We start from the raw sequence: 24,730 nt of genomic DNA on the forward strand, positions 1-24,730 counted from the left end.
GCAAATTGTGGGTGCTACAATGGTTCTATATGAGTAATACCGACTCAAAGGGAGAATACAAGCTGTTAGGTCAGCAGCTAAAGGCCTTGCGTTCACGAGTTAACGAAAGCTTGGCCGAAGCCAGTGGCGCCGTAGAAATTGACGCCCGAGAACTTGCCAGTTTTGAGCTGGGCGAGAAATGCCCGAGTGAAGATGTTTTGCTGCTTTTGATAAGTCACTTTGGCGCTCAAGATGACGAGGCTGTTAAGTTGTGGGAGATGGCCGGTTACGGATCAAGTAAGGTGCCTGTAGTCCAGATGCGAAACGAGCCCACTATCCAGCCGGTTCAAAACCAAGAAAACCGTGTATTATTTACCGATGTAGTTGATGTGGTAGTTAATAACTACGGCGTGGTTATGAATTTCCTGCAAGGCGGGAATCCTAATAGCGGACCGGTAACTGTAGCTAGAGTTGGCATGAGTCGTGAACACGCCAAAAGTGTTTTAGAAGTGTTATCTGCGACTTTATCGCAAGTAGAGAAACAAAATCAGCTGCATAAAAAACAAATAACCGATCAGAATAAGACAGTTTAGCGTACACTTGGTATAATTACCCCTGTCCCTGCCTGATTTCTGCCCGCGTAGCTCAGTGGATTAGAGCATCTGTCTTCGGAACAGAGGGTCGGCGGTTCGAATCCGTCCGCGGGTACCAAAATAAAACCTCCAGCTTGTCTGGGTTTTTGTTTTGGTAATTCTGCCCGGCAGAATTGAACCGCCGAGGCGGTGCGGCGTAGTGAAAATCGCGCGCAAGAATTTATTCTGAGCACGATTGAACGAAGAAGTGCTTGCTCAGAGAGCAAGTGTGCGATATCCGTCCGCGGGTACCAAAATCACTTATGAATATTGTAGACAGCGAAGATAAGATATCCCAACTTATTGAAGCCGACGATTGGATGATGAAGGTCTTAAACGCCGCATCCACACTTAATTTGCCGGACTGGTGGATTGGCGCGGGTTTTTTGCGGAACAAGATCTGGAATTTTATGGAAGGTAAAAGTCCAGAGCCATCGCGCGATGTAGACCTGGTTTATTTTGATAGCAAAAACAAAACAGAAGAGGCAGACTGGAATTATGATGCTAAAATGTCGCTTCTGTATCCCTTTGCGGAATGGGAGGTTCGCAACCAGGCCAGGATGCACTATGTGAATAATTTCGAGCCTTTTATGTCTACATCTGACGGAATTGCGCACTGGGTAGAAACAGCGACTTGCATAGGGGTGCGTCTGACTGGTAAAAGACTTGAATACTTATTTTGCTATGGCACCGCCGATCTGTTCGGGCTAGTAGCCAGACCAACACCTTACTTTAGTGCAGACAAAGAACTTCTCAAAAAATTCTTTTATCGCATAGACGAGAAAAATTGGAAAAACAAGTGGCCTCACCTGCGCATTGAGACTCACTGAGATTCGCCGCGAGCCTGTCCATCGCCTTTTAGCCAATCAAGACCAGAAAGCATTTTGCCGTAAATATCGTGCGTGAAGTCAAGGTTTAATAAAGATAGTTCGTCAACCGATGGGTCATTGTCTACAAAATCAACAAATGGAATATCAGAAATTACGGCAATAGGAGTTTGTTCGGCGCCTTCTCCCATTACGACTACCGCCGCAGCTGCCAACCCCTCAACCACACTAGCCCGTACATCGGTTTTGTTCTTTTTGGTGGCCAAAAAACCGCTATGGGCAATAGAAATTCCGCGCACACCGCGCATCAGCGGCGCGGTTGTGCTGTCGGTCAAAATAACTCCTATATTCTTGTGGCCACTTTTTTTACGGATAAATTCCCGGATTTCATTTGCTGTTTTTTGCGGATCCTTTGGCCACAAAATATAACTTTGGCTAAAGTCGGACTTATCGATACCGGCTTTTGGAATCAAAATGTTACGGGTGATTGTAAGTTTATGGGCCGCAGTTTCAAAAGGCAGATAATAATCAGATTCTCTTTTGATCAATTCAGATAAAGAAGTATCTTTAAATGGCACGAGTCGGTTTTCGCAGATCGATACTACCTTAGAAGTTATGGCGATTATCGAACGGTCGGTAACCTCCGGAAAAAATTTATCTAGAACCTCAAGAATGCTTAGGGTCTTAGGCCTGATGCGGTCGGTTTTGATAGCGGTAACTTTCATTTGCTACTCTCGGTTATTACTAGATCAAGCTTAATATCATGCGGCTCATTAGGAATTTTTGCAACTCTGCCGGCCTCGAAGGACAAGCCGACTTTTAGCGCCTCGTTCTGCTTTGCCAGAAACTGGTCGTAAAAGCCGCCGCCCCAACCTAGCCGAAAGCCACGGTTATCAAAAGCCAGTGTCGGTACGATTATTAGATCATATTGCCTCGAGTTTTGGTATGGTAATTTCCGAGACTTATTTTGAATAATCACGTCAACTTGAGGCCAACCTATTTTTAAAAAATCAAGCAACGGCCGAGTGTCTACCTCGTTAAGGTGGTTGATTGGTTGATAGCAATGCAGGCTTTCAATATTGTTCCAATCGACCAGCTTAATTAATGAATCGATTATGATCTCGCTTTTCTTGAGCACTTCGGCCTCCGGCATCCGAAGGCGAATGCCGCGCATCCTCTGTCGCAAGCTTTCTTTATCCACTGTGAAATTATATGTTCTTTGCTCGTTAAATTCCTAACGGACAAAAATATTTAAGACGCAGATACTTAGCGAGGTAAGCCTTAAGGAGACGACAATGCACGATAGAGAAGAAGAGGCTCGCAGCTCGATTCAATCGATGGCGTTGGTAAACCTAGTGCTAGGAGTCTGGTTAGCTATTTCGCCTTGGATTCTAAATTATTCAACAAGCGTTTGGAATCAGGTAATTTTTGGAATAGCGGTAGTAGTGCTTTCGCTAGTCCGACTGCTTGCTCCCGCTCGGCAGTGGTCTAGTTTCTTTAGTGGACTGTGCGGAGTTTGGTTGATAATTGCGCCATTTATTGTTGGCTATCACGAAGCGGCGGCTTACTGGAATGGAATTGTTGCCGGCATAATAGTGGCTTGGCTGGGTTTCATCAATAACACAATGTATGTCAGTCAAAGGCATCACCACGGTACAGCCTAAATGCTGCAGCTAAATAAGGCTCATTAAAGAGCCTTATTTTATTTACAAAAACAGGGGTGCATGTTAATATTTCACCTGTCCTAAATAAAAATTTGCGAGACAAGTAATTGTCTTGCTCGCAATTTTTAAGAGGAGCAACCTAGCCTAAAAACGAAGCTTTTGTCTATAGACAAAACGAGTTATAGGCGCAGGTTGCGACGAGGGCCATTAGCTCAGTTGGTTAGAGCAGCGGCCTCTTAAGCCGCGTGTCCGGGGTTCGAGTCCCCGATGGCCCTCCAAAAATAGAGCCGCACTTTAGGTGCGGTTTTGTTTTTGGAACGCTTAATCGAGCAAGCCAACTGCTTGGCTTGCGTGGGGCTCGAACAGGCGCAGCGATGTCGAACAATTCAGCGAGACCGCGAGCCGGGCCCGCGAGCGAAAAGCAAAGCTTTTCGACTTGTGGGTCGAAGTCCCCGATGGCCCTCCAAGCATAAGCGCTATAAAGGTGCTTAGAATTCCAGACCTTTCAAGTTAAGCCGAATACATTTGTTGCAATAGCCTCCACTATGTCCCTCCAGCTTGGTTTATGCTGAAACTTCTCTACTGCGAGGAGTTTTTTATTGCTATTCTTTGACTATGGAAACTTTTAAAGACTTACCTGTTTTACATTTTGCTTCACAACAAGACTGGCGTGCGTGGCTTGAACACAACCACGGTCAACCGCAAGGCGTATGGCTCAAGCACGCTAAGAAATCATCTGGCAAGGAATCTGTAAGCTACCAAGAAGCCCTTACTGAAGCGCTGTGCTACGGATGGATAGACAGTCAAAAGCAAGCGTACGATAAAGATTTCTTCTTGCAGAAATTTAGTCCCAGGAGACCAAAGAGTATATGGTCAAAGGTTAACGTAGCTAAAGCAAAAGAACTCATAAGTTCAGGCAGGATGCAGTCGGCTGGCTTGGCGGTGGTTGATGTTGCAAAACATGATGGCAGGTGGGACGGGGCCTATAATTCTCCTAGCGCGAGTTTGGTGCCGGAAGATTTTCAGGCTGCGTTAGACAAAAATCCTAAAGCCAAGCAATTTTTTGAAACGTTGAATAAAACGAATGTTTATGCATTCTGCTGGCGAGTCCAGACTGCCAAGAAGCCGGAAACCAGAATGGCAAGGATAGAAAAATTTATAGACATGCTGAATCGTGGCGAAAAACTTCACTAACTAGCAAACGATAAGGTGCGATAAGGTGATAGTATAGAGGAGTGAAAATTCTAAATGGCTCCGAACTAGCCGGATTTATTAAAGAGCGACATGCTCACCAAGTCCGCTCTCTGCGGGCTAACAAAGTATTCCCAAAGCTAGCAATTGTTCAGGCCAAAGACGACCCGGTAATTAACACTTACGTTCGGCTAAAAAAACGCTACGGCGCCGATATCGGCATAGAGGTAGAAGACTTTAAGGTCGCCCAGGCCGAAGCGCCTGATCTGATCAGAAAACTGAATAACGATGAGAGCGTACACGGCATAATTGTTCAGTTGCCTTTAAGCGACCCCTCTCAAACCGATGAACTAGTCAACCTGGTAGCTCCCGGCAAGGACGTCGACGCTCTCGGCAAAAACTCGCATTTCGATCCAGCTACTCCCATGGCCATAATGTGGCTTTTGGCCGGATATAACATAGAACTTCGCGGCAAAAAGATTTTGCTCATTGGCCGCGGCAAACTAGTCGGTGCGCCACTTGAAGTCATGCTAAAGAAGTCCGGCTTTGATGTGAAAGTTATAGATCGAGAAGTCGCGAATCTCAAAGCCCGCACCACTGATGCCGATGTAATTATCACGGCCACCGGTAGTCCGGCCATTTTATACCCCGACATGATTAAACACCGCGCTATAGTCGTTGATGCCGGCGTTGCCAGCGAAGACGGCAAAACGGTTGGCGATCTGGCACCCGAAGTTTATGAGAGGAATGATTTAACGGTGACGCCAACTAGGGGCGGCGTAGGTCCATTAACGGTTTGCGCGTTGTTTGAAAACGTTATCCGGGCTGCTTTAAAGAGGTAATCGTGAAAGTCGGAGTTTTTGATAGCGGAGCTGGCGGTCGCCACGTTGCCGATAGTATTAAAAAAGCCATGCCAGAGCTAGAGGTGGTATACAAGGAAGATCGCGACCACGTGCCCTACGGTGTCAGATCTATAGAAGAAATCCATGGCTTTGTAAAGCCTATCTTCCAAGAATTTGTCGGCGAAGGTTGCCGAGTGGTTGTAGTGGCCTGCAACACCGTTACCACCAACCTCATCCAAGAGCTAAGAGAAGAGTTCAAGGTGCCCCTGGTTGGCGTGGAACCGATGATTAAACCAGCTGCTACCGCCACCAAAACAGGTGTTATTTGCGTTTGCGCTACGCCTCGCACGCTGCAAAGCGCGCGCTATCAGGAACTTAAGGTACTATACGCCCAAGGTATAGAAGTCCTGGAGCCTGATTGCGGCGACTGGGCTCTAATGGTCGAAACCAATCAGGTCGACAGAAACCACATTAAAACTATTATTGATGACGCTTGTGCTAAGGGAGCTGACCAGATAGTATTGGGTTGTACCCACTATCACTGGATAGAGGAGATGATTAATCAGCTGTCAGCCGGAAGGGCAGAGGTGATTCAGCCGGAACCAGCGGTCATAAGGCAACTGGCGAGAGTTATTTCAACACTATGAGAACCGATTTTAAATATAAAGACATAGGTCAGCATGGCCACTCCTATAAGCAAGAGGTAAGTGACACTAATTTTGCCCCAAAACTAAAGCTGCCCAAAACTAAACCAGCTAACAGATTCCATAAAAAACGTACTATAAAAAGCACTACGCTGGTAAGGCCATAACGGCCTTTTTAAATTGATTACCTCGATCTTTATAATCTTTGAACAAGCCAAAACTCGAACAGCCAGTAGATAGCAGTACTATGTCACCGGCGTGAGCTCGGGCCTGGGCTTCGGCAACTATCTCAGGCATAGTGGTCAGTCCCTCGGTAATATTGGTGAAACCTCGATCGCGGAGGAGCTTGGCAATTTTTGGAGCTGTCATGCCGATAGCTATGACATGGCGGACGTTACTTTTAGTAACTGCTCGAGCCATTTCGTCGAACGAGGAGCCCTTATCATGGCCGCCCAAAACCATGATTTTAGGTTCAGAAAAAGCCTGCATAGCCACAATAGCCGTATCTGGGGTGGTGCCAAAAGAATCATCATAATAGCGAACACCTTCGAGATCACGCACAAACTCTAGGCGGTGCTCTAAGCCAGTGAATGAAGCTAATATTCGCCGAACAGCATCTAGGTTATCGGTGACTTGCAAAACAGTGGTTACGGCCGCGCAAATATTCTGAAGATTGTGCGCACCCAATAACTTAACATCTTCTTTATTAATGATTTTGGTCTTGCCTCCGTCAGAAACAATATCGCTACCGCTATCTACGAAAACGCCAGGCGGATGAAAATAAGGAATTTTATGCCCGGGCGAGTAGGCGGCAATCTTCGCGCTCAGCTTGTTATTGGGGAAGAATATAGCAATATCATCGGATTTTTGATGACGGAAAATATTAGATTTGGCCTCTACGTAATCATCTATGTCGTGATGCCACTCCAGGTGCTCCGGTGTAATCATCAGGCATACGGCTATATGAGGGCTATAGGGGAATTTATACAGCTGGAAATTAGCCAGCTCCAGCACCACCCAGTCGTCTGATTTAACTTCTTTCACGAAGTCTAAAACAGGTCGGCCGACATTGCCGCCAAAATGAACCGATTTGCCGGCGGCTTCAAGCATTCGAGTAATTAAGGTAGAAGTCGTGCCTTTGCCCTTGGTGCCGGTAACACCTATAACATTTTTGGTGGCTACTGTTTCAAAGAAGATGTGCTGGTTGGTGGTGGCTTTTTGCCAAAACGAATGGTCATCTGGAAACAGCTTCTCTAAATTCTTACGTGCTACAGGGGTGTATACGATTTTGTCGCAATTTTCTATATCATTTAAGTAACTTAAATCAGAGATATTGCCGGTGAGGCCCGGTGGCCTGCCCCCGCTCAGGTACTTAACCTTAATCTTGGCCGATTCTTCAGGAAAATCATCAAGAGGTGTCTCGTTAACAATCAAATACTCATGATTCGGGCCAAAATAATTAAAGGCGCTTTTTCCCTCTAAGCCCCAACCGACAATACCGATCTTCATATGTATTCCAATGTTAACCCTAATATCTTAGCTTAGTCTAGTTAAGACTCTTATGCTTGCCAACAAATACTGGTTGCTATACTCTAATTCTTGGCAAAAAAGTCGTAGCTATGAAGCTCCTTAACGCCAGTTGAGCGCACGGAAACCCCGTTCGCAGCTCCTTAAGGAATCGGACTAAAAAATTCAGCGCGGGGGAGGTAGCTTTGCGGGCAGTTAAGAGCCGTGGAGCCTAACGTCGTAGACACCAACCACACGCTGATGTAGCAGAGTAGGGCTCGCAACCCGGATCTCTGCTCCTCGGAGGGGCGACAGCTAACTTTCTGACTTTCTACGCCCGTCAGGGACAGGAGAATGATCAGTAGTGGGCTCGGTCGCCCCTCCAAAGGCTTAAAATTCCTTCCGGTAGGGGGTGAACTGACGGCATCAGTGACCCCCGAAAGACCCTGTCGGAGGGGATCTTCCTCGATGGGGCGGTTCTGTGGCGTTCCCTCCAGAGCTGCTGCTTGAAGGGACATCGAGGAAGCGCCGCGGTTCGTGGACGGGAGCTGACGCCACTCTCGTCCGCGACCGCGGTCTATAATTCGAGCTAGAGCTCGAGCAAGACCGCAGGTCGGCTGTAGCGAAAGCGACAGGGGATCAGACCCCTCCACCTGCTTCGTCAACGCTCGCCGGCCTGCGGCTCCAACCGTGAAACTAAAGTCCGATTCCTTTCTTCACACCACCCTATCAGGGTGGATCTTTGATTTATAGACCGCTTAACGCTTGTGCTTCATACTTAAAAGTGGTGAAAACTATTGACATATTTTAGTGCTTGTGGTAAAGTATTGACATCCTCGCTTCTTAGGCGATGAGGTGGAAATCTCTACGAGGCAATAAGGGCAACTTTAGAGCTTCGGAAGCCTTCGGCGGGTGAGGTGCAAGCTTAACAAATCGGATCATGAGAGTTCAGCTTGAACTCTGCCGCCAAGTTAATAAAAACGTTCAAGAGCTTATATATCGTAAGCTCCGTTTTTGTATTTGGCGGTTGTTTAGCTAGAGCTAACTTTTCGCATACATTTTAAGGGTCACCAAGTAGAGCTAGCGTTACAGACGATAAATAATTGTCGTTTGTAGCGCTAGCTCTCCACTCCGGAGCGCAAGCAAAAGAGTGCGGTGACCGGGCCCGGTCACCGCACTGTTCATTCGACCAGGAGGTGCACGATGGGCCACAAGTTGCACAGCATCAAGAGGTCCGCGGCCATCACCCTGGCCGTCGCGATCCTCGCCGTTCTCGGAGCCGTCGTCGCCATCGAGGCGCCGACGTCGCACGCTGCGACGGCCTCGGCCGCCCCGGCGTCCGCTCAGCACGTGATGGACTCCACGTGTCCGGTGCAGTTCGCTGCGCCGATCTACACCTGCGAGATCCAGCCGGTCGGGGTCAAGACGAACAAGTCGTCGAGCTCGACCTCCCACGTGCACGTCACGACGAAGAAGAACACCACCGTGACTCTCACGATGGTGAAGCGGTACGAGAAGATCAAGCACGTCCGCGTCGCCATCAACGGCGGCGCTCCCGTCAAGACGGGCTGCGTCGACCCGACGAAGATCAAGTCGTGGAACTTCCACGACGGCGACTCCTTCTACAACGCCGACAAGTTCCACCGCGAGCTCCCGGACACCTGGGAGAGCGGCTGGGAGATCTGCGGCGCCCATCCCGTGCGCAACTGGCACGGGCACCCCGGCCTGTACGAGGTGGGCAAGAAGAAAAACTGCCGCAACACGCCGATCGCCATTCCGATCCAGGAGCAGGAGATCGCCGTGCCGCAGAAGGTCGTCGAGATGACGAAGACGCAGTTCGTGTCGAACTTCGACCGCGTCGTCAAGAAGTCATCGACCTCGACCAGCACGAAGGACGTCGAGTACTACTGCCGCACCGCCGGGTACAACCCCGGCGTGGTGAACGGTCGCGAGGTCTGCTACCACGTGGTGCAGATCCCGGTCGGCACCACGCCGACGACTCCGACGGGCACGATCGTGTGCAGCAACATCGGCAACAACAACGGTGGCAACTGCAACACGAACACGACGACGACCGTGGTGACCACCACCACGACAACGCCGTCGCAGTCGCCGAGCTGCACGCTCAACCTGGCCGAGAGCAAGGGCAACCAGAACGCTCAGGCCTCGGTCAACACGACCGGCGGTTCGGCCACCTTCGTCCAGTTCACCTGGGGCGACGGGGCGACGGACCAGGGTTCGTTCGTGTCGGCGACGCACACCTACGCGACGCCGGCTCCGGCTCCCGCCGGGACGTACGTGACCTACACGATCACCGCTCGCGCGGTGATCGGCGGCAACTGGTTCGACTGCGGTCACCGCGACTACAAGGTCGCGGCACCGCCGACGAACCCGACGGGGACCAACCCCGACGGGCCTCCCGGTCTGCCGAACGGCTAGTCAACCAGGCAACGGCTGGGGCGGGCGTGAAGCCCGCCCCAGCTCGCGCCGATTGTGTGTGAAGGGTAATAAGCTCGCTGAACCAAAGCGAGTGGGGTGGAGCGCGGCTTTTTAAGTCCTGCGTTCACCCCTCTCTCAACCCAAAATGGATTCTCATGATCCGATTGTTTCTTAGGCTCGCCTCGGGCGAACATTAAAAATTTGAAGCGAACGGTTAGTCAAAAAATATTACAGATTTAATATGAAATTTAAGAAAGGATACAACTATGCGCAAACTTAGTTTTAAGCGACTTGGTCTTTATGCCGCTATTCCTGCTGTTATTGTGGGTGTAGCTGCTATAGTTTCTGCCGCTGCTACGTTTGGCCCGAGCCGCCCAACTTTTACTTGGGCAGACCCAGCTAACTACATCACTTTCAACTCCATCACGGATAATCCGACATGGGGTGATGAACGTCAGCTTTTGAAAACTCGTGATTTAAACTCTAGCACCAGTGCATATTCGACCTCTACTCAGGTTACTGATGGTGAAGACGTTGTTTTGGCTGTTTACTTCCACAACAACGCCGCTACCTTTCTTGGCCTGAGCGCAACCAACACCCAAGTTAAAATAGTTCTTCCAAGCGGCTCTGCTTCCACCCAGACCGCCACGGCCTATATCTCTGCCGACAATGCTAATCCAGCTCAAGTTTGGGCCACAGCCGAGTTAACTAACGCTCAGCCTTTCAGCCTTACCTATGAGCCTGGTACCGCCAAGCTTTACACTAACTACGTTAACGGCATCGCTTTGAGCGACAACGTTGTTAATGGTGGTACTCTAGTGGGCAGCAACGGTCCCGACGGCAAGGTTCCTGGTTGTGCTCAGTTTAGTGGCTACGTAACTATTCGCGCTAAGGTCCATGTACAACCAGTGCAACAAACCTTTAGCGCTACCGCCACCGCTAGCGCCACCGCCAGTGCTTCTGCCAAGGCTACTTGTCCGAACACCGGCGCAAGTGCCAGCGCTACAGCTAGCGCCTCAGCTTCTGCAACAGCCACAGCTACATCTAACGTATCTCAGGCCGACGCTCAGTCTAAGGCCCAGAACCAGGCCCAGCAACAGGCCAACGCCAACGCCCAGGCTAAAGCTAAAGCAGATGCCCAGGCCAAGGCCAACGCCTCTGTCAATTGTTCGACTCCGGTAACGACCACAACTTCTACACCTAAGCCAACGGCTTTGCCGAACACTGGTGCGGGTGACGTGGTTGGTCTGTTCAGCGGCATCAGCACTGTTGGCGCCGCCGGCCACTACATCGTTAATCGCCGTAACCGTCGCTAAGCCTTAAGTAGCTGATCTTGTGGATAAGCATTTGCGCTTTACGCAAGATTATGCTAGGGTGGGTTTAGTACGAAGAGTAATCGTGACTGACCGCTCTTAAAAACAAAATTTAGCCATTAATCCCTCGAACACGTGGTGAGGACGTGCCTCGGGGGATTTTTGGTGCCAGAGAGGAGTTAATGTGATAAAATCTCTCTGTTGTTTTAATCAGAAACATAAGACAAGTAATTGTCTTGCTTGTGTTTCTGGAAGGAGCAATCTAGCGCTAGGCGAAATTTTATTTATAAAATAGAGCAAGCGTGTAAATTGCGACGTGGTCCCATCGTCTAGCGGTTAGGACACCGGGTACCTTCACCCCACAAAACAAGTTTTGCGGGGACCCCGATCATTCCGGCAACAGGGTGAGAACTGCCATTTGGCAGTTCGCAAGGCCACAGGCGCGACGGCGCCGAGGAGGGCCCGACCGAATTTTCAGCAGAAAATTACGGGTGGGTCGATTCCGAATCGAACGTATACAATTAGTCGACAATGGTCCCATCGTCTAGCGGTTAGGACACCGGGTTTTCATCCCGGCAACAGGGGTTCGATTCCCCTTGGGATCACCACGAAAAAACCCGATTCTTGCAGTCGGGTTTTTTCGTTGGTCAAGCAGGAATTATCTGGTGCGCCGGGATGCTTTGCCGCCTAGCCGCCCAGCACGAGCGGCTTTTTCGCGATCGTTCTTGAAGTTGCCGCCGCTGGCCGAGCCGCCGCGGCTGGCAATTTCGCGCTGTTTCTTAGGGTCCATCGAAGCAAAGCCTCGATTACTCGTTCCGCTGCGCTGGCCAGCAGTGTCATCATCATCGTTGTTATTTGCCATTTAGGTCCTCCTCTCTTAGTGAACTCTAATATAGTCCAAAGCCTTTTGGCCGACTATAAACTTTCTAACGGTACGTGCGTAATGTAGTTAACAGCTCGTATTTTGGTAGTGCTTAAGGTTTTGTATACTTATAGTTAAGAAATGGTGGGAAAAACTTGAGTTTTAATAAAAAAACAATCCGTGATGTGGACTTAAAGGGCAAGCGGGTGTTGCTCAGAGCGGACTACAATGTTCCCTTAAAAGACGGGCTCATCCAGGATGATTACCGGTTGCGCCAGTCCTTGCCGACCATTAAATATATTCTTTCCAAAGAGCCGGCTGCCTTGATTATTATGTCCCACTTGGGGCGTCCAAAAGGCCAGCCGGATCTCAAATATAGCCTTCGACCAGTAGCCAGACGATTGGCCGTTTTACTTGGTCAGCATGTGGAATTTACCGGTGACTACCTGGGCCCGCCAGCATCAAACGGTCTCGCCAATCTAAAAAACGGCGGGGTGGCTTTGCTGGAAAACCTTCGCTTTCACCCAGAAGAGGAGGCAAATGATTCGGCGTTTGCTAAAGAAATTGTGGCTAGCACCGGCGCGGAAGTTTTCGTAGCCGATGGTTTTGGCGTAGTGCACAGAGCTCATGCCAGCACAGAGGCTATTACCAAGTTTTTGCCATCGGTGGCCGGTCTTTTGCTAGAAAAAGAAGTCGATACTATTACCGAAGTTATGGCTAATCCCAAACGGCCGTTAGTGGCCGTAGTTGGCGGCGCCAAAATCAGCGATAAAATCGATGTCCTCAACCGTTTAATAGAGATAGCCGACTGCGTAGCGGTTGGCGGCGCTTTGGCCAATGACTTTCTGCGAGCCCAACGAATTGGTGTGGGTGCTAGTTTGTGCGATGACGCCTCGCTTGGAATCGCTAAAACCGTTCTACTGCAGGCAGCGCGCACCGAACGTAAACGTAACTTTAAATTCTTAGTTCCTGGTGATGCGGTTGTGGCCAAAAAGGCTGACGGCAGAGCAAAAACTCGTATAGTAGACCTATTTACGCACAGCGTGGCCGACATAGAGAACTATCCTAAAACTCCCAATCAAAAGTCGCATACCATTCAAAAAGACGAAATGATTTTAGACGCCGGTCCGGTGAGTGCGGCGCGGATTGCCGGTGCTATAGACATGGCCCAAACCGTAATTTGGAGCGGAACGCTCGGAGTGACAGAAGTTAAGGGAATTGCCGGAGCTCGTGACCCGTTTGGCCACGGTACCCGAACTATAGTTGAAGCCATGATTGGCGATAGCAATACTCACGCCAACAAACCCTTTAGCGTGGTTGGCGGCGGCGACACGGTAGCTTACGTGGAGTCTCAGGGTTTGGTGAGCGACTTTAATCATGTTTCGACAGGCGGCAGTGCCAGCTTGGAGCTAATGGCTGGTCGCAAGCTGCCGGGCGTGGAAGCACTGGAGAATAAATAACCATAATCGTGTACAATAGGCTTAAGAGCGCTTACGCTTATGAGACAAACCTATGGTTTTTCTCATCGCTCGTCGGCAAAGCCGACCCATACACGGGCAAGCTCGCCGCTCTTTTCCTTTTATTAAAAACGAGTGGGCAATGAGGAAGATATTAATTGCTGGGAACTGGAAAATGCACCTGAATACTCATCAGGCCAGTGTTTTGGTGCACCGGCTCACAGAGAATATTCCGGTTCATAAAAACGTGGAAGTGGTTTTGGCACCTAGCATGCTGAGTTTGCAGCCATTGAGCGTTCAACTAGACCGCCGGAAATTCCGCTTGGCTGCGCAGAACGCTTATTTTCGTGACGAGGGTGCGTTTACCGGCGAAGTTAGCTTCACGATGCTGCGAGATCTAGTCCACTACGTCATCGTTGGCCATAGCGAGCGGCGTCATATCTTTAACGAAGATTTGCCGATGATTCGCGACAAAGTCGCAGCTGCCGTACGCAATGAAATCACGCCTATTCTGTGTGTCGGCGAAACCAAACAAGAAAAAGACGACGGCGAAACCAAACAGGTGCTGCACGACCAACTCATGACAGCTTTATCAAACCTGACAGCTGACGAAGTGGCGACCTCGGTTATTGCTTATGAGCCCGTTTGGGCTATCGGTACGGGCGATATTGCCAAAGCGGCCGAGATCCAACCAGTCGTTAACTATATCAGGGATTATGTTAAAGATATTTTTGGCGAACGGGCAGCTAGCGAGATACAAGTACTTTATGGCGGCAGCGTAGTGCCCGAAGTCATTCATGGATACTTAGACATAAAGGGAATAGATGGCTTTTTGGTAGGTGGTGCCAGCCTCAACTATCATGATTTTTCGAAGATTGTCGAAAATGCTTACCGATGGCAGAGAGACAAGGGCGGGGAGGATTAAATGGACGAACCTAAAGTTTTTGATATCTCTAAACCAAAGCCAAGTGCTGGAACCAGGCCGGTAATTACACCGGTTCCGACTCCAGACCCAATGGTTAAAACGAAAACACCAGCCCCCGCAAAAGTAGTGTCTAATGACGAACCGGCCGGTGAAAGCATAAAAGTTAACGTCACGCCGCCGGCGCCAGCTACTATACCTTCATCACCTGTTTCTGTTGATCCTGTACCCGAACCGGTGCCGCCAGCCGAGCCGATTGTTCCGACTACGCCTGAACCCGAGATAACCGATATTCCGGTGAGTCAGGCTCCAGCCCCAACGCCGGCTGCCCAAGCCAGCGTGCAACATATTGAGGCGCCGAGCACTGTTTCGCCGTCGCTGCCCGGAGTTAACGGAACTAGCTTTGATAACATTCCAAAGTTTGGTGAATTGCAGCCAAAAATTGATGCTCACCCGCTATTTTCTGGCAGCAAAGACCACCGTGTTAAAGTTCGTAGAACACCTAGATTTGCCTGGCCGCTAGCCACTCTGCTAGTTTTGATTGTTGTTGGCTATTTAGCGGTTGATGCTGGTGTGGTTCGCGGCTACTCTCACTTGCCCTTCCATTTCTTTAAAGAAAAGCAGGTTGCCGATACCCCGGCTATTACGCCGCCGGCAACAACGGCCTCGGCTTCGCAAACCCAAGCTTCTACCGATCCTTATGCTGACTGGTTGAGCTACCATTCAACAGCCTTTGGCTACAGCTTTAAGTTTCCTAAAGAGTTTGTATCATTTACTGCCCAAAAAACTGCCGATGCAAATATTACCAGCACCTTTGTGAGCACCAGTCCCTCCTCGGCTGTGGATGGTGCACAGGGCCCAATTACTCTTACTGATTACAAAACGGCTACAGTAGCCATCGCCACCTACAAAAATGGTCCTTCGATTGCTCTGCAAAACGGCAACTGGATAGTAACGACCGCGAATTCTCTCGATCCAAATAAGTACAAAGTTGGCGATACTTTCAAAGATATCAGTAGCGTTACTAACAATCAGCAGGCTGTTTACACATTCCAAACCAAAGACGAGTCTTCTCTAAGCTATAACATAGTCTTTGTTGCTAAGAACTCGCTGCACGAAATAAGTTTGCCGGGCTTTGTTACTTCTTCGTCCACAGATCAAAGTACCTACGACGCAATGTACAGACAACTTCGCGACAGCCTTGAGCTCACGCCTTAGCTTGGTAGAATAAGTTAAGTGCAAGATTTACTAGCTGAGCTTAATGATGAGCAGCGGCGGGCGGTCGAGGTAACCGAGGGCCCGCTTTTAATTCTGGCTGGTGCGGGTAGCGGCAAAACCAAGACCCTGACCCACAGGATTGCTTACATATTGGAGCAGCATAAAGCTACGCCTTTTAATATTTTGGCCGTGACATTTACAAATAAGGCTGCCGGCGAAATGCGCGAGCGCATCTGGAAGCTTACACAAGGTGGTAATGCCGGCGATGACATTCCGCGCGGCTTCATGCCTTTTATGGGTACTTTCCACAGCATTTGCGTGCGGTTGCTGCGTCAGGACGGCGAGGCCTTTGGCGTTCCGCGTAACTTCGTAATTTGGGATGAGGCCGACCGCCAAGCGGCCGTTAAACAAGCCGCTCGGGCGCTAAGTCTTGATGAAAAGCAGTTTCCAGCGCGCATGTTGAGCTCGTTGATTTCCAGCGCCAAAAACGAAATGGTTAGCCCGGCCGAGTTTGCAGCAACCGCCGGTAATACCCCAGCCGCCCAAGCGGTTGCCAAGGTTTATCCGGCGTACGAACGACTGTTGCGCGAGGGCGCCGCATTAGACTTTGACGATTTAATTAGCCGTACAGTACAGATGCTGAAAGATCACAAACAAATCCGCGACAAATGGCAACAGCAATTCAAGTACGTAATGGTTGACGAGTATCAAGATACCAACGCCGCTCAGTACCGCCTGGTGAAACTTTTAACCGGACCGCATAAAAATATTGCCGTGGTTGGCGACGACTGGCAAAGTATTTATTCTTGGCGCGGCGCCGACTTTAGAAATATTCTTAATTTTGAAAAAGATTATCCAGGTTGTGTGGTTATCAAGCTTGAGCAAAACTACCGTAGTACCAAGAATATCTTGGAGGCCGCCCATAAAGTTATAAGTCAAAACCGCCAGCGCAGTGATAAAAAACTGTGGACGGCCAGCGCCGCCGGATCTCCGGTACAGGTTTTGCCGGTTGCCAGTGAGCGGTCCGAGGCCGAAACTATTGCCCGCCGTATAAAAAACGCCGTTGATATGCGCGCTCGCAATTATCACGATTTTGCTGTTCTTTACCGCACCAACGCTCAGGGCCGCGCTATTGAAGAAGTTCTGCTCCACTACGGTTTGCCGTACAGAATTGTTGGCGGGGTGCGTTTTTACGACCGCAAAGAGATCAAAGATATTGTTGCCTATTTACGCTTAATTTATCAGCCGGACGATACGGCGGCCTTTGAGCGAGTAGTAAACGTGCCGACTCGGGGCATTGGTCCACGCTCTATAGAAGTTTTTAACGAGTGGCGGCAAACTAATAACTATTCCTTAAGCCAAGGCTTAGCTATGGTTGAGCAATGCGCTGAACTGACACCCAAAGCTCGGCTTGGCCTAGTTCAACTTGCTGATATTGTTGCGAGTTTTCGTGAGCAGATGAGCGAACAAATCCCATCGGTCTTGATTGACAGTTTAGTCAAAAGGTTGAACTATCTTAATTATTTGCAAGACGGTTCGCCGCAAGGGGATGCCCGCGCCGAAAACGTCCGTGAGCTTTTGAGCGTGGCTGCCGAGTACCAAGACGTGGGTCTTGATGATTTTTTGGAAGAGGTTTCGCTAATTACTGACCTAGAACGCGCTAACCAAGAACCCGACTCAATCGTATTAATGACTCTGCACTCTGCTAAGGGTTTGGAATTTCCGGTTGTTTTTATGACTGGCCTTGAGGAATCCATTATGCCTCACAGCCGAGCACTTTATGATGCCAACGAAATGGAAGAAGAGCGCCGGTTAATGTACGTAGGAATGACCCGCGCTCGGGAGGAACTATTTTTGAGCTACGCCACTGAGCGAACTTTGTTTGGTGGTCGCCAGCATAATCCGCCGAGCCGGTTTATTTCCGATGCTGGAATAACTTCGGTAGCCGAGCCGGTTTATGCACAGTCTGGCTTTGGACAAAGAAAGTTTGAATCATCTTCTGCTAATGATTACTCACCGCTTGCTCCTTCAAGTGATGAGCCGCGCTATGTGCCAGAACTTGAAGAAGGCGATGGCGTGCGTCACCAAATATTTGGCGTTGGCACGGTGTTGGAATTAGATGGCGATACGGCTACGATTTACTTCAAGGGCAAGGGTAGCAAGCGCCTAAACATATCTTTTGCCCCGATTGAAAAGTTATGAAATTCTTGGGAAGACTATCTTTTATTTTGTCGCTGCCGCTACTTAGGGCGTATTTGCGACGAAGCAGGCGGGCTTACGGTCTGATAGTTTGCGGCAACGAAGTTGTTTTGGTCAAAGGCTGGCTCGGTCGCCAAAAATGGCAATTTCCCGGTGGCGGTACGAGGCACGGCGAAACCTCACCAGAAACCATAGTTCGCGAAATCAAGGAGGAGGTCGGGCTAGACATTGATTCAAAGAGCCTAAAATACATCGGGAGTGGCCGCTGGCAGACCGATGGCCTCGGTCACGACTACGACCTTTATTTATGCAAGTTCCCCAGTAAGAAATCACTAAAAACCAGAAGACCCGAGCTAATAGGGGCCGCTTGGGTAAAAGTTTCGGACCTAGACGCTACAAATTGTTCATCAGAAATCATCGAAGCGTTGCATAAGGTTAATTTGTTATAATAGGACTGCTTTTAAGGTGTCTGTCATTGACCTTGCGGTGGGCGCCCAAAGAGTTATTAGCTCATGAGATTTATTCCAAGCTTAATTTCTAATCCGTTAAGTACGGCGCGCAAGTTTGGCCGCCATCATGTGCACCAACGGCCTTACATTGTGCCCATATTAGGTATTCTTTTGGGGATCGCTATCGTTGGCGGTGTAATTTTAAGTCGCCCGACGCAAAGCTTGCGTCCTAGTGATTCGCACGTAGTTTATTTGTCTGATAACGGCCAGCGTGAAACGCTTGATACCAAAGCCGCTACTGTTGGCGAGCTAGTGGGCAAGCTGCCTCTGCATCTTATGCCGCAAGATGTAGTGGAACCTTCGCTTGACACTAAAATTGTGCAGGATAATTTTAGGATTAATGTTTATCGCGCCCGCCCGGTAACGGTCGAGGATAATGGCGTAAAGACCGTGACGATTACCGCTCAAAAAAGTCCGCGAGTGGTTGCCGAAAACGCTGGTTTAACGGTTTACCCAGAGGACAATGTAAGCTTTGCACCCGGCAGTATTCAAGAGAATATTATCGGCGAGAAAGTAGTGGTTGATCCCGCCACGCCAGTACAGTTCAGTCTGTATGGCACCCCTCTAACAATACGTACCCATGCTAAAACAGTCGCCGCCTTGCTTGAGGAAAAAAATGTAAAGCTATCCAAAGGCGACACTGTTCAGCCGGCTGGCGATACGCCAGTTACGCCGGGTATGCAAATCTTTGTTAATCGCAACGGCACTACAACTATTACCGCCCAAGAGCAAATCCCAGCTCCGGTTCAAACAGTTCCGGACCCGAACCTAACTCTCGGCGCGACAGCGGTCCGCCAAGCTGGAACTCCGGGCGTTAAGGCTGTGACTTATCAAATCACTACTATCAATGGAGTCCAGACTAGCAAATCCATCATTCAGCAGGTTATTGTCAGCCAGCCAGTGGCGGAAATTCTGGCCCAGGGCACAAATGTTGATGTGGCGGGCAACAAAACTTCTTTGATGGCCGCCGCTGGTATTGGTCCTAGTGATTACGGCTACGTGGATTATATTGTCAGCCACGAATCCGGCTGGTGCCCGACTAAAGCCCAGGGCGAGGGTTACTGTCCGATTACTCCAGACAATTCCATGACGCCGAACGGCTATGGTCTTTGTCAGTCAACCCCGGGCTACAAGATGCAGAGCGCCGGCGCCGACTGGGCCACTAACCCAATTACCCAGCTGAGATGGTGTGACGGCTATGCTGCTGGCCGCTACGGCAGTTGGTATAGCGCCTATTTGCATTGGGCCGCTTATCATAATTGGTAAACCTTGAATGACAACCATCCGGTTTTCCTTCAACGCCGCTTTCGGAATGAATCCGAATCCGGCAATTGCCGGATCGCGGCTACTACCTTTCCCTTATAATTAATATAATGAACGATATTCCTAAGAAGTCTTTAGGGCAACACTGGCTGCGTGACCCTCAGGTTTTGGAAGCCATTGTGGATTTAGCCATGATAGAACCCGCCGACACAGTGCTAGAAATTGGACCCGGCCTCGGCACCCTTACTCATTATTTGGCTAGGCAGGCTCGACACGTCGTTGCCGTGGAGTTCGATGAGGTATTGGCAGCCAAACTTCCGCAAAGAGTTCAGGCAGCAAACTTAAGCGTGGTTCAGGAAGATATTTTAAAGTTTGACCTACTGAGTCTACCCGACCGTTATAAGGTAGTCGCCAATATTCCATATTACCTAACGAGCAACTTGTTGCGTGTTTTAAGCGAGTCATTGAATCCACCAAGACTTATGGTGCTTTTGGTTCAGAAAGAAGTCGCCGAACGGATTTGCGCCAAGCCAGGCCAAATGAGTTTGCTGTCGGTAGCGGTGCAGCTAGATTACAGCTGCGAGCTCGGACCGGTCGTGCCTGCCGACATGTTCGAACCGCCGCCCAAAGTCGATTCACAAGTGGTGGTTTTGCGGCAACATTTTCAGCCGTTATTCAAACAGCTTGATAGGCAATTATTTTTTAGAGTGGTTAAAGCCGGTTTTTCGGAAAGGCGCAAAAAAGTACGCAGCAGTCTAGCCGCCGGCCTGCATCTAGAAAAGGGGCAGGTAGACCAGATCCTTTTAAGCGCCGAAGTCAACGGCGATCTTAGGGCTCAGAACCTGAGCCTAGCGCAGTGGCACCGTATTTATATTGAGGTCGCCGCGATGCAAAGCCTTAGAAATTTTGTTACCTCCCCTGCTCCCCGCAAAAAAGCTTGACGTGTTAAGTAATTGTCCTTAAGATTAGTTCATAAATAAGGATAAACACTATGGCCAAAAGTAAGTTTCCTCCCCTGCTCCACTTGACGTACGTTTTACAACAAGCATCTGAAGAACTCCTACTTCGCGAAGCAGGGGTATCCTTAAGCCATGCCAGAATAATGAGCGGGCTAAGTCCTTCTATTGCTAAATCACAGCGCCAATTGGCGGTCGAGCTAAGACAAACCGAGGCGAATATTAGCCGCCAGCTGCAAGCAATGAAAAAATTGGGGCTGGTTAGCATTACCAAAAATAAAAAAGATGGCCGCCAGCGTGACGTCAAGCTAACGGCCAAAGGTTCGGGCAAATATCAAAAGGCCGAGGAACTGCTGGTTAAAGAACAAAGTAATCTGGTTCGGCTAGTCGACTTTGACGCCCAAAAACTACTTACGAATCTCTAAACGTACAGTTGGAAATTATTGACCTTTTGTGCTATAATAACAGTAGTCGAGGTGGTTAATTCATCCACTCGATGGAACTTGAGTTTTCAAATTTTCTAAGCCAGCGAGCGGCTTTGCCGACTCGAGCGCTTAGGAAATTTAGAGGAAGAACAAAGTCGTAAGTTGAAGTCTTGATATTCAAAACGAAACAACGGCGCAAGTTCTGACGAGGGGCTGATTTAAGCTCGACGATCGGACATTAACAAATTTAGATGGCAGGTCGGTAAAGCACTGAACGTTATCCGGTGCAAGCCAATAACTGGCAACAAACTTACAGCTGCTATCGACAGCGTTCTCGCTAGTCGCCAGCCAGCTTACGCAGCCTAATTTAGGTTGCCATCGGCTATTTTGACGCCAGATAGAAGTATCAGCCGGTGTCATATCATCTGGACGCTCTGAAGCTTTCGGTAATCCGCCGAAGCTTTAGCTAAGATTTCCTGGATTGCCACCAAGGTTTTTTGACCGTTTCAAGCCTTGGTTTAAGTATCCAAACGGCCTAAGCCTGTAGTCATCAAATTTGTTACCAATCGGACGCGGGGGCAGTACCCGCCAGCTCCACCAAAAACGCATCAGCTAGTTCGCTGGTGCTTTTTTGTTTGGTCTTATTTTCTATCTAGTGTTGCCGGCTGTCGTAAATTTATTTACTGCTTTTTGCTCGTAACCGGAGAATTATTGAACATTGAAGGGGGAAGTGTATGACATTTAGGGAGATGGTTAAAAAGGTCCAGCACTATTCCGGATTTTCAGATTCCGAGAGCAAAGACGCTCTAGAAATGATGGTAGAAAGTTTAGCTGTGCACCTAACGGAAGGTGAGCGCAAAGATTTTGCCAGCCAACTGCCGCAAGAACTTAAAGATATGGCGCTGAGCGTCGACGCTACAGAAGAAAATTCGCGCGAAGACATGGTTAGGCAGTTTATGGAAATTGAAGATATTGATGAAAGCCGCGCCAAAAAGCAAATACTATCCGCTTGGCGGGTGCTCAAAGATGCTTTGAGTGAAGGCGAAATTAACCATATCCGTGATCAACTGCCTAATGCAACGGTGGCTTTTTTGCACTAAAATAGGTTTATGAGTAAATATAAAATTGTTAATGCTAATGATGTTAAAGATGTTTACCAGGGCAGCAGCGTTCCTGGAGAATTTAGGAGTTTAACTAAAGACCTTGACTCCGACCAGCTAGCGGTAACCCTAATCCGGATCCCGCCTCACAGTGACTTTGAGCAAAGCACCGGCCACTACCACGATGACACTGAAGAGATCTACATCATAACCCGCGGCTTACTTACTATGCGTTTTGATGATGATATTCATCAAGTTGGTGCCGGTTCGGTGGTCAGGGTGGCGCCTGGCACCAAAAGATCACATCGTAACGAACACGAAGAAACAGTAGAAATGTGGGCGGTTTCACGCAAGGGTGGTCATGACGCCCACAAAATTACCGACTTTTGGAAAGCTTCCGACAAGGCCAAGCAAACGCGCTAACGCTTTTAGCCAACGGCGTGGTGGTGCCGGTGAACTTCGGCGATCTCTATGCCATCCCAAGTGGCCACTATGAAGGCCACGATAGCCGAAACAGTTTGATTCCAGATGACAGCGGTGCTGACATCAAAGGCATAGGCGGAGATAAATAGCCAGATAGCCGCTAAAGCAACTAGCCAGCTTGGCAGGTTGTTATCGGTGAACATCTGCACAAAACCCATCAGGATCATGAATCCCCCGACGGCCAAAACACTTGCCAGTGCCCAGCCTGTAATCGATATCCATATTGGCGAAAGTACCAGCCACAACCCTATAAGCATGGTTAGCACACTGGCTGTGCGTGATTGAGTTACTTCGTTCATATCTCCCTCCTTATCAGTTCCAAGCTCATAATAACTCTGGCTTGATAGCGTTTCAGTAATCCAAGGCACAGATAAAGGGAGCAAACGTTGGTCTTAAGAACCACTAGCTATATTCATCATCCAATCAACGCCAAACTTGTCAACAAAACTACCAAAGATATCACCCCATGGTGCCTTTTCTAGCGGTTGACTAATTTGGCCGCCGGCAGACAAATTTTCGAAAATTTCGCGCATTTTTGGCTCGTCGGTACCGCCCAAACTTAACGAAACCTTTTTAGTTTGCGGACTGGCTTGTGACGTGTCGGAGGCCATGAGCTTAACTGCACCGTCATCCAAACTGGCGTGCATAATCCAGTCCTCGTCGCCTTCCATGCCTGGCACAGACGCCTCGCCGTAAGTCGTGTAATTTACTTCGCCGCCAAATATGGACTTATAAAATTCCATGGCTTCGCGGCAGTTACCCTTAAAAAATAGGTAAACATCTAAATTAATCTGGTCCATAGGCACCTCCTTTTTACCTAAGCAATCATAAACTTTTTGTTTTGGTTTTTCTATGACACAAGTCGCTCTTGGGCCCTCGGCAGTGTTAATATAGTGAGGTAACGGAGCGCTTATATATGAAGATGCAGCTAATCGAAAAAAAACAATTGCAGAGTTCGGTTTATTCATTTGTCTTTCGACCGGACCAGCAGGTAACTTGGCAGCCAGGCCAATACATGCACTATGTTCTAGCCCATCCGGACGCTGATGATCGCGGGATTGAGCGATGGTTTACTATTTCGTCAGCGCCTTATGAAAAAAACATTATGATTACTACGCGCTTCTCTTACGAGAAAAGCAGTTCGTTTAAAAAGGCTCTGACAGAACTTAAGGTTGGCGATGAAATTGAAGCCGATGGACCAAAAGGAAGCTTTACTTATAAAGAGGGCGACTATCGGCATGTGTTTATAGCCGGCGGTATTGGAATTACGCCGTACCATTCTATGCTCGCTGAGCTGGCTCATGAAAATAAGCCCGCCAACACTGATCTTCTTTATGCCAACAATGATGATAATTTTGTGTTTGGCGATGAGTTAGCTGCCATTGCAGCGCATGACCCCACGCTGCAAATTAAAAAATTTGTCGACAAAAGAATTTCAGACCAAGATTTAGCGCCGTATGCTAAGCAGGCCAACGCTATATTTTATCTATCGGGACCGCGAGCAATGGTCGAAAATTACGAAGAAGTGCTAAAAAACCTTGGCGTCGAAGCCGATAGGGTTATGACCGACTACTTCCCGGGTTATTAGCGAGCACTGAGCCCTTAAGCACTCTCCAGATACGCGCCACAGTGGCCGAACCAAGCAGTCTAAGTTTGTTCGGCTAGGTGTTTTTCTAAAGCGTCGAGGTCGGTAACCCTCACGCCGCCGTATGTCATTATTACGTATGGTACGTGGCGGATATCTCGGCTCACGGTCTCACGGCTCAAACCCGTGCGGTTAGCAAGTTCTTGCTGACTTATTCGATATATGTAAGAGCCATCTTCTTCTTTCTGGCCAAAACGCTTAGAGCCAACCACTATCTCAAGGGCTAAGCGATTGGTGGCTGAGCCACTCATTAGGTAAACAGTTTTTTCAAATAGGCTGTCTATCATACCAAAGTAAAGGCCCAAAAGCTCGTACATTAAATCAGGGTTTTGCCTGATGAAATCCAAAACGTCTTCAACTGGGGCCCGATAAAACTTAACTTCGCCGATCGTCTGATAAAAATACCTATTGGATCTTCTGCTAATTGCCCAGCCCATAGGAAAAAAATTAGGTGGCTGAAAGATGTGAACTACTATTTCTGCTCCAGAGGGTGCCACGGCGTATTGGCGGATATAGCCCTGTTGCAAATAAAAAATGCCGGTGGGGTCTTCACCGGCAAAAATCATGATCTGCCCCTTGCCGACAGACCGCAGCGGGTATGCCGAGAAGAATTTGTCGACTTTCTTTTTTATTCGAGCGTCCATAGGCAGGACT

26 protein-coding genes, 3 tRNA genes and 1 other RNA gene are annotated in these 24,730 nt (G+C 48.9%); 23 read left to right on the forward strand and 7 right to left on the reverse strand.

Features of this window, described 5'->3' with window-relative positions:
• Nucleotides 1–29: 29 nt before the first annotated feature.
• The 3 genes from VFT49_04310 to VFT49_04320 all read left to right on the forward strand — a co-directional run bounded on the left by VFT49_04310 (nucleotide 30) and on the right by VFT49_04320 (nucleotide 1,441).
• On the forward strand, nucleotides 30–572 hold the full coding sequence (locus tag VFT49_04310; GenBank protein ID HEU5005273.1) for a helix-turn-helix transcriptional regulator: 543 nt from the start codon (nucleotides 30–32) through the stop codon (nucleotides 570–572).
• A 41-nt stretch (nucleotides 573–613) separates the two neighbouring features.
• Nucleotides 614–690 (forward strand) — tRNA-Arg (locus tag VFT49_04315).
• A gap of 184 nt (nucleotides 691–874) precedes the next feature.
• Nucleotides 875–1,441 (forward strand): nucleotidyltransferase family protein, encoded by a 567-nt coding sequence (locus VFT49_04320; protein HEU5005274.1) that lies wholly within the window; start codon nucleotides 875–877, stop codon nucleotides 1,439–1,441.
• On the opposite strand, the gene VFT49_04325 is transcribed toward VFT49_04320, so the two are convergent.
• The gene (locus VFT49_04325; GenBank protein HEU5005275.1) at nucleotides 1,435–2,163 is read right to left on the reverse strand and encodes a coenzyme F420-0:L-glutamate ligase; all 729 of its coding nucleotides are present in this window, start codon (nucleotides 2,161–2,163) and stop codon (nucleotides 1,435–1,437) included. The genes VFT49_04320 and VFT49_04325 overlap by 7 nt on opposite strands.
• Nucleotides 2,160–2,639 (reverse strand): 5-formyltetrahydrofolate cyclo-ligase, encoded by a 480-nt coding sequence (locus tag VFT49_04330; protein ID HEU5005276.1) that lies wholly within the window; start codon nucleotides 2,637–2,639, stop codon nucleotides 2,160–2,162. The genes VFT49_04325 and VFT49_04330 overlap by 4 nt, the downstream gene beginning before the upstream one ends.
• A gap of 94 nt (nucleotides 2,640–2,733) precedes the next feature.
• Here VFT49_04330 and VFT49_04335 point away from each other — a divergent pair, with 94 nt between their 5' ends.
• From VFT49_04335 to VFT49_04355, 5 genes are all read left to right on the forward strand, one after another.
• The gene (locus tag VFT49_04335) at nucleotides 2,734–3,102 is read left to right on the forward strand and encodes an SPW repeat protein (GenBank protein ID HEU5005277.1); all 369 of its coding nucleotides are present in this window, start codon (nucleotides 2,734–2,736) and stop codon (nucleotides 3,100–3,102) included.
• Nucleotides 3,103–3,303: 201 nt separating this feature from the next.
• A tRNA-Lys gene (locus tag VFT49_04340) sits at nucleotides 3,304–3,380 on the forward strand.
• Between the two features lie 337 nt (nucleotides 3,381–3,717).
• A complete protein-coding gene (locus VFT49_04345) occupies nucleotides 3,718–4,296 on the forward strand; it encodes a YdeI/OmpD-associated family protein (GenBank protein ID HEU5005278.1) in 579 nt (192 codons plus the stop codon).
• A 41-nt stretch (nucleotides 4,297–4,337) separates the two neighbouring features.
• Nucleotides 4,338–5,135, forward strand: coding sequence for a bifunctional 5,10-methylenetetrahydrofolate dehydrogenase/5,10-methenyltetrahydrofolate cyclohydrolase (locus tag VFT49_04350; protein HEU5005279.1), 798 nt, complete (start codon nucleotides 4,338–4,340; stop codon nucleotides 5,133–5,135).
• A 2-nt stretch (nucleotides 5,136–5,137) separates the two neighbouring features.
• A complete protein-coding gene (locus VFT49_04355) occupies nucleotides 5,138–5,782 on the forward strand; it encodes an aspartate/glutamate racemase family protein (GenBank protein ID HEU5005280.1) in 645 nt (214 codons plus the stop codon).
• A gap of 144 nt (nucleotides 5,783–5,926) precedes the next feature.
• Here VFT49_04355 and murD read toward each other — a convergent pair whose 3' ends face one another.
• Nucleotides 5,927–7,288 carry a UDP-N-acetylmuramoyl-L-alanine--D-glutamate ligase gene (gene murD, locus VFT49_04360; protein ID HEU5005281.1) on the reverse strand — a complete coding sequence of 454 codons (1,362 nt, stop codon included), beginning with the start codon at nucleotides 7,286–7,288 and terminating at the stop codon, nucleotides 5,927–5,929.
• A gap of 1,200 nt (nucleotides 7,289–8,488) precedes the next feature.
• Between murD and VFT49_04365 the strand changes: the two genes are divergently transcribed.
• The 3 genes from VFT49_04365 (at nucleotide 8,489) to VFT49_04375 (ending at nucleotide 11,645) form a co-directional block, all read left to right on the forward strand.
• Nucleotides 8,489–9,724, forward strand: coding sequence for a hypothetical protein (locus VFT49_04365; protein ID HEU5005282.1), 1,236 nt, complete (start codon nucleotides 8,489–8,491; stop codon nucleotides 9,722–9,724).
• A 266-nt stretch (nucleotides 9,725–9,990) separates the two neighbouring features.
• Nucleotides 9,991–11,040 carry a hypothetical protein gene (locus VFT49_04370; protein HEU5005283.1) on the forward strand — a complete coding sequence of 350 codons (1,050 nt, stop codon included), beginning with the start codon at nucleotides 9,991–9,993 and terminating at the stop codon, nucleotides 11,038–11,040.
• A gap of 530 nt (nucleotides 11,041–11,570) precedes the next feature.
• Nucleotides 11,571–11,645 (forward strand) — tRNA-Glu (locus VFT49_04375).
• A 50-nt stretch (nucleotides 11,646–11,695) separates the two neighbouring features.
• Here the strand turns inward: VFT49_04375 and VFT49_04380 are convergent.
• Entirely contained in the window at nucleotides 11,696–11,899 is a 204-nt protein-coding gene (locus VFT49_04380; GenBank protein HEU5005284.1) for a general stress protein, read from the reverse strand.
• 155 nt (nucleotides 11,900–12,054) lie between these two features.
• Between VFT49_04380 and VFT49_04385 the strand changes: the two genes are divergently transcribed.
• The 11 genes from VFT49_04385 to VFT49_04435 all read left to right on the forward strand — a co-directional run bounded on the left by VFT49_04385 (nucleotide 12,055) and on the right by VFT49_04435 (nucleotide 22,371).
• A complete protein-coding gene (locus tag VFT49_04385) occupies nucleotides 12,055–13,359 on the forward strand; it encodes a phosphoglycerate kinase (protein ID HEU5005285.1) in 1,305 nt (434 codons plus the stop codon).
• A 139-nt stretch (nucleotides 13,360–13,498) separates the two neighbouring features.
• Entirely contained in the window at nucleotides 13,499–14,281 is a 783-nt protein-coding gene (tpiA, locus tag VFT49_04390) for a triose-phosphate isomerase (GenBank protein ID HEU5005286.1), read from the forward strand.
• Nucleotides 14,282–15,496, forward strand: coding sequence for a hypothetical protein (locus tag VFT49_04395; protein ID HEU5005287.1), 1,215 nt, complete (start codon nucleotides 14,282–14,284; stop codon nucleotides 15,494–15,496). It begins immediately after the preceding gene.
• An 18-nt stretch (nucleotides 15,497–15,514) separates the two neighbouring features.
• Complete coding sequence (locus tag VFT49_04400) at nucleotides 15,515–17,698, forward strand: UvrD-helicase domain-containing protein (protein ID HEU5005288.1); 2,184 nt, start codon at nucleotides 15,515–15,517, stop codon at nucleotides 17,696–17,698.
• On the forward strand, nucleotides 17,695–18,144 hold the full coding sequence (locus VFT49_04405; protein HEU5005289.1) for an NUDIX hydrolase: 450 nt from the start codon (nucleotides 17,695–17,697) through the stop codon (nucleotides 18,142–18,144). The genes VFT49_04400 and VFT49_04405 overlap by 4 nt, the downstream gene beginning before the upstream one ends.
• A 63-nt stretch (nucleotides 18,145–18,207) precedes the next feature.
• Nucleotides 18,208–19,470 (forward strand): G5 domain-containing protein, encoded by a 1,263-nt coding sequence (locus VFT49_04410; GenBank protein HEU5005290.1) that lies wholly within the window; start codon nucleotides 18,208–18,210, stop codon nucleotides 19,468–19,470.
• A 107-nt stretch (nucleotides 19,471–19,577) separates the two neighbouring features.
• Nucleotides 19,578–20,408: a 16S rRNA (adenine(1518)-N(6)/adenine(1519)-N(6))-dimethyltransferase RsmA gene (gene rsmA / locus VFT49_04415; GenBank protein ID HEU5005291.1), complete on the forward strand. Its 831-nt coding sequence runs from the start codon at nucleotides 19,578–19,580 to the stop codon at nucleotides 20,406–20,408.
• Nucleotides 20,409–20,458: 50 nt separating this feature from the next.
• Nucleotides 20,459–20,848 (forward strand): MarR family winged helix-turn-helix transcriptional regulator, encoded by a 390-nt coding sequence (locus VFT49_04420; protein HEU5005292.1) that lies wholly within the window; start codon nucleotides 20,459–20,461, stop codon nucleotides 20,846–20,848.
• A 209-nt stretch (nucleotides 20,849–21,057) separates the two neighbouring features.
• Nucleotides 21,058–21,448, forward strand: a transfer-messenger RNA (tmRNA) gene (gene ssrA, locus VFT49_04425).
• Between the two features lie 134 nt (nucleotides 21,449–21,582).
• Nucleotides 21,583–21,948 (forward strand): DUF2267 domain-containing protein, encoded by a 366-nt coding sequence (locus VFT49_04430; protein ID HEU5005293.1) that lies wholly within the window; start codon nucleotides 21,583–21,585, stop codon nucleotides 21,946–21,948.
• Nucleotides 21,949–21,957: 9 nt separating this feature from the next.
• On the forward strand, nucleotides 21,958–22,371 hold the full coding sequence (locus VFT49_04435) for a cupin domain-containing protein (GenBank protein HEU5005294.1): 414 nt from the start codon (nucleotides 21,958–21,960) through the stop codon (nucleotides 22,369–22,371).
• A 5-nt stretch (nucleotides 22,372–22,376) separates the two neighbouring features.
• On the opposite strand, the gene VFT49_04440 is transcribed toward VFT49_04435, so the two are convergent.
• Nucleotides 22,377–22,730, reverse strand: coding sequence for a hypothetical protein (locus VFT49_04440; GenBank protein HEU5005295.1), 354 nt, complete (start codon nucleotides 22,728–22,730; stop codon nucleotides 22,377–22,379).
• Nucleotides 22,731–22,823: 93 nt separating this feature from the next.
• On the reverse strand, nucleotides 22,824–23,231 hold the full coding sequence (locus tag VFT49_04445) for a VOC family protein (protein ID HEU5005296.1): 408 nt from the start codon (nucleotides 23,229–23,231) through the stop codon (nucleotides 22,824–22,826).
• A 116-nt stretch (nucleotides 23,232–23,347) separates the two neighbouring features.
• On the opposite strand from VFT49_04445, the gene VFT49_04450 reads away from it, so the two are divergent.
• Nucleotides 23,348–24,019: an FAD-dependent oxidoreductase gene (locus tag VFT49_04450; protein HEU5005297.1), complete on the forward strand. Its 672-nt coding sequence runs from the start codon at nucleotides 23,348–23,350 to the stop codon at nucleotides 24,017–24,019.
• Between the two features lie 59 nt (nucleotides 24,020–24,078).
• On the opposite strand, the gene VFT49_04455 is transcribed toward VFT49_04450, so the two are convergent.
• Nucleotides 24,079–24,720 carry a Crp/Fnr family transcriptional regulator gene (locus tag VFT49_04455; GenBank protein HEU5005298.1) on the reverse strand — a complete coding sequence of 214 codons (642 nt, stop codon included), beginning with the start codon at nucleotides 24,718–24,720 and terminating at the stop codon, nucleotides 24,079–24,081.
• Nucleotides 24,721–24,730: the final 10 nt, after the last annotated feature.

The organism is Candidatus Saccharimonadales bacterium (genome assembly GCA_035758565.1).
Classification (GTDB): Bacteria; Patescibacteriota; Saccharimonadia; order Saccharimonadales; family UBA10212; genus DASTXL01.